Source organism: Shewanella sp. Isolate7 (genome assembly GCF_022398425.1).
GTDB lineage: Bacteria > Pseudomonadota > Gammaproteobacteria > Enterobacterales > Shewanellaceae > Shewanella.
This window is the reverse complement of sequence record NZ_JAKEVJ010000144.1, coordinates 1-3684: the sequence shown is the minus strand read 5'-3', so window position 1 is coordinate 3684 and position 3684 is coordinate 1. Positions and strand designations below refer to the sequence as shown.

Genomic DNA, 3684 nt, shown 5'->3' with positions numbered 1-3684 from the left:
AGTCGACGAGGAAACTGCTGGGACAACAGCCCGATGGAGCGCTTCTTTAGAAGCTTAAAAACAGAATGGATACCGATGACCGGCTATCGGGATATCGGTGAGGCTAAGAGTGAAATTTCGCGATATGTGACGGGGTATTACAGTCAGCTGAGACCACATCAATATAACGGTGGGCTGACACCCAATGAGTCAGAGCGAAGATACTGGCTTGAATACAAAACCGTGGCCAATTTTAGTTGACCACTACATCTATCGACTTGCGCATATCAGTGATGCCGCATATCAAAGTGACATCAAGCCGGGTACTGTTATTAAACATATTGTCCTCCTATAAATCAGAAGAACAATGATGGTGGCTGATAGCTAAGGAAGGTGCGAATAAGTCCCGTGCTTGCTCTGCGTGTGCTTAAAGTGGATAGATGCTAGGCACAGTTTGCAGCGAATGGCCCTAGTCCTTCGCAAGAACTGTAACGCAGCAAATACCGCTGTAAGCCTCGCCCTGCGGGGCTTTGATAGCAACACCATTTCGGCGTTATTCAACTTCAGCAGGCCTCGGCATGCCCTCAGTTGAATGCCTTGAACTGTCGCTGCTATCAAAGCCAGAGCTGTGCGCTTGCTCTGCGTGTGCTTAAAGTGGATAGATGCTAGGCACAGTTTGCAGCGAATGGCCCTAGTCCTTCGCAAGAACTGTAACGCAGCAAATACCGCTGTAAGCCTCGCCCTGCGGGGCTTTGATAGCAACACCATTTCGGCGTTATTCAACTTCAGCAGGCCTCGGCATGCCCTCAGTTGAATGCCTTGAACTGTCGCTGCTATCAAAGCCAGAGCTGTGCGACGACTTGTTCGCACCTTCCCTAAAATATGAAGGTGCAGTTTGTCGGACGCTTACATTTGAAATGGTGATTTAACCCACAAACCCTGCTCGAAACACAGGCAGAATTAGCTCAAAAAACGTTCGCGATCTCGCCCTGCTCATATTGCTCACCTATATTTCTTCTATAGTACAATGAGTAATTCCGAAATTCTGTTTTAATGCTGACCTAACCGCCGATTTAATAGCAGTTCGATCAGTCCCCCTTAAAGATAAATGTCCTTCAAAAAACAACCTATTTTCATCTAGCTGCCAAACATGCACATGCTCTACCTGATCAACCCCTTCAATATCATTCAAAGTACATTTGATCTCATTAATACTGATCCCCTCCGGGACTGCCTGCATGAGAATCAAAATGCATTTTTTTAGCAATACTATACCGTGATAAATAACGTAGACAGATATGGCTATCGTCGCAATAACATCCACGATATACAGCTGATAAAGAATAATCATGACACCGGCGACAATCACCGCAACAGAAGCCAGCGCATCGGATACGTTGTGAATAAACGCCGCTCGAATATTCATACTTTCCCTAGCCCCAGCAGAATAGGTTAGAAATGCGGTACCAATATCAATAACCAAGGCAACACCAGCCACCCAAAACACTATCCAACCATCAATAGGTGTCGGATTAAAGAATTTGTTAAAAGCCTCATATATCAGATAGATACCAATGATAATTAACGTTGTACTATTAATAAGAACACCCAGAATCTCAGCGCGCTTATAGCCATAGGTCATGCTCTCATTCGCATTCTTATTGCCTATTTTTCTAGCGATTACAGCAATGACTATTGCTCCGGCATCACTCAAATTATGCAAGGCATCTGCAACTAGTGACAAACTACCGGATAACACCCCCCCGACAACTTGAGCCACCGTTAGAAAAACATTGATTAAAACTGCGATGGATAATTTCCGGTCTACCCCGTGCTCATGACTATGAATTCCCATTTTTCTATTCCTTTTGCTTTAATATAGACAGGTGATGGAGCGCCAACAATCCAAACAGCAGTACTGCAGACAGCATCGGTAGTAGCATTTTGAAAGCAACAGCAAGGCCGACCGCAGCTGTTGCCCAAATCGTTGCGGCAGTAGTCAAGCCGCTTATCTTATCTTCGGACTTAAAAATAATGCCCGCCCCGATAAAACCTATTCCTGATACCACCTGAGCAGCGATTCGGGCAGGATCAGGCGCATCAACATGCATGGACACCAATCCGAAAGTGCAAGCTCCCATAGAAATAGCTGCATAGGTTCGAATACCGGTAGAATTTTTATGTAACTCACGTTCCAGCCCAATCAATGCTCCTAAAAAACCTGCAAATAGTAACCTGCCGGTCATACTAAATTCTAAAGCCCAATCCAGTTCAAACATTGAAGCTCCTTTAAAAGATAACCTCCACTCCGCAGCTTATTAAACGATTAATCCTACTCGAGTTTTTCAGCTTGTAAACTAATTTTTTGATACACCCAAGCGGCCTTGTTGATCAATTCAGTACTAGAAACCTAGTAGCCCTGCGCTCTTCTGTGATTTATCCAGTTACCTGACGAACAGGCATACCTAGCCTGCTTATTTTGTTCAACGCAGCAACCCCTGCCATAATTTCACCGACTTGAGCGTTGTAATCATGAAGGCTCAATTTGCCGCTGATGAGTTGCTTATAACGATACATAGCTGTTTCTGACAGCGACCGCTCATGATAGCCACAATCATGCTTCCACGATGTTAACTGACCGGTTTTAAGCGCATCTACGGCCTTGTTTCGTGGATGCTCACCACGCCAATATCCTGCATTCTTTCTTGGCGGTATGGTGGCTGTAATGCCTTTTCGCTGAAGCACTGCGTAGCAATGCTTTGTATCATAGGCTCCATCGGCAGAGACTTGCGTTATCTTGCGACGAAGTGGGTTAATGAGCGTAGGGAGTGCTTCACTGTCATGCACGTTATCCAGCGATGCGACCGCACTCACTATCTCGTGAGTATCGGCATCAACGGCCAAGTGCACCTTGCGCCATATACGCCGTTTTTCCTTACCATGCTTACGGATTTTCCATTCTCCTTCACCGAAGACCTTCAGCCCTGTCGCGTCAATCACAATATGTCTGGCAGGTCCCTTACAGCGTAGGCGGTAGTTGACCTCAACCGTCTTGGCTCGCTTGCTGATACAACTATAGTCGGGCGACTTAAGGTCAACATCCATCAGCCGAAATATCGAGTTGATGAAGCCTTCCAGGGCACGCAGAGGTAACTTAAACACACCCTTCATCATGAGTGCTGTGCTGATGGCTGAGTCACTGCACGTATTGCTTCGGCCTCTGCGCCCAGAAGGGTTTTGATTGTACCAGTACTTGATAGCAGCATCGTCCATCCAAAAGGTTAACGAACCTCTTTGAGTTAAGGCTTGATTGTATTGCTTCCAGTTGGTGATTTTGCCCTTGGCTGTGCCCATGATGTGACCTGATTGTAAGCTTTCACGATCAGATCGCAGATGAGCAAAATGGTTCAATTAGATTTAGGCAACAATGCCCAATCCCTCTATCAACATTGCCCTGAAATTCACCAAAAGCGTCTAAATACCCTCATGGTTGCCTGCCGGGCTCTCATTGATTCAGACCGTCTTACATTGACCGCTTTAGGTCGTCATATTGATGGAACTCATGCGCAAACCAAACATTCGATTAAGCGTATCGACAGGTTGCTCGGCAACCATCATCTTCATCACGAGAGACTAGCGGTCTACCAATGGCATGCTAAGTGGTTACTGACACAGCACACCATGCCCATTGTTTTGGTGGATTGG

At 46.0% G+C, this 3684-nt stretch carries 4 protein-coding genes and 1 pseudogene; 2 read left to right on the top strand and 3 right to left on the bottom strand.

Annotation, left to right across the window (positions count from 1 at the left end; translation table 11 throughout):
• A partial coding sequence (locus L1D47_RS20420) for an integrase core domain-containing protein (protein WP_239882331.1) occupies positions 1-240 on the top strand: 240 nt, incomplete at its 5' end.
• Positions 241-985: 745 nt separating this feature from the next.
• Here L1D47_RS20420 and L1D47_RS20415 read toward each other — a convergent pair.
• The 3 genes from L1D47_RS20415 to L1D47_RS20405 all read right to left on the bottom strand — a co-directional run bounded on the left by L1D47_RS20415 (position 986) and on the right by L1D47_RS20405 (position 3333).
• On the bottom strand, positions 986-1834 hold the full coding sequence (locus tag L1D47_RS20415) for a cation diffusion facilitator family transporter (RefSeq protein ID WP_239886592.1): 849 nt from the start codon (positions 1832-1834) through the stop codon (positions 986-988).
• Between the two features lie 4 nt (positions 1835-1838).
• Positions 1839-2258 (bottom strand): MgtC/SapB family protein, encoded by a 420-nt coding sequence (locus tag L1D47_RS20410; protein WP_239886591.1) that lies wholly within the window; start codon positions 2256-2258, stop codon positions 1839-1841.
• A 157-nt stretch (positions 2259-2415) separates the two neighbouring features.
• Positions 2416-3333: an IS5 family transposase gene (locus L1D47_RS20405; RefSeq protein ID WP_239886590.1), complete on the bottom strand. Its 918-nt coding sequence runs from the start codon at positions 3331-3333 to the stop codon at positions 2416-2418.
• Between the two features lie 48 nt (positions 3334-3381).
• Here L1D47_RS20405 and L1D47_RS20400 point away from each other — a divergent pair.
• Positions 3382-3684, top strand: a pseudogene (locus L1D47_RS20400) (IS4 family transposase); the annotation flags it as partial.

What these genes read in the sequence shown, in the direction of transcription:
- L1D47_RS20410 (WP_239886591.1), bottom strand. Translation starts at nt 2,258, where the DNA reads ATGTTTGAACTGGATTGGGCTTTAGAATTTAGTATGACCGGCAGGTTA.
- L1D47_RS20415 (WP_239886592.1), bottom strand. Translation starts at nt 1,834, where the DNA reads ATGGGAATTCATAGTCATGAGCACGGGGTAGACCGGAAATTATCCATC.
- L1D47_RS20405 (WP_239886590.1), bottom strand. Translation starts at nt 3,333, where the DNA reads ATGGGCACAGCCAAGGGCAAAATCACCAACTGGAAGCAATACAATCAA.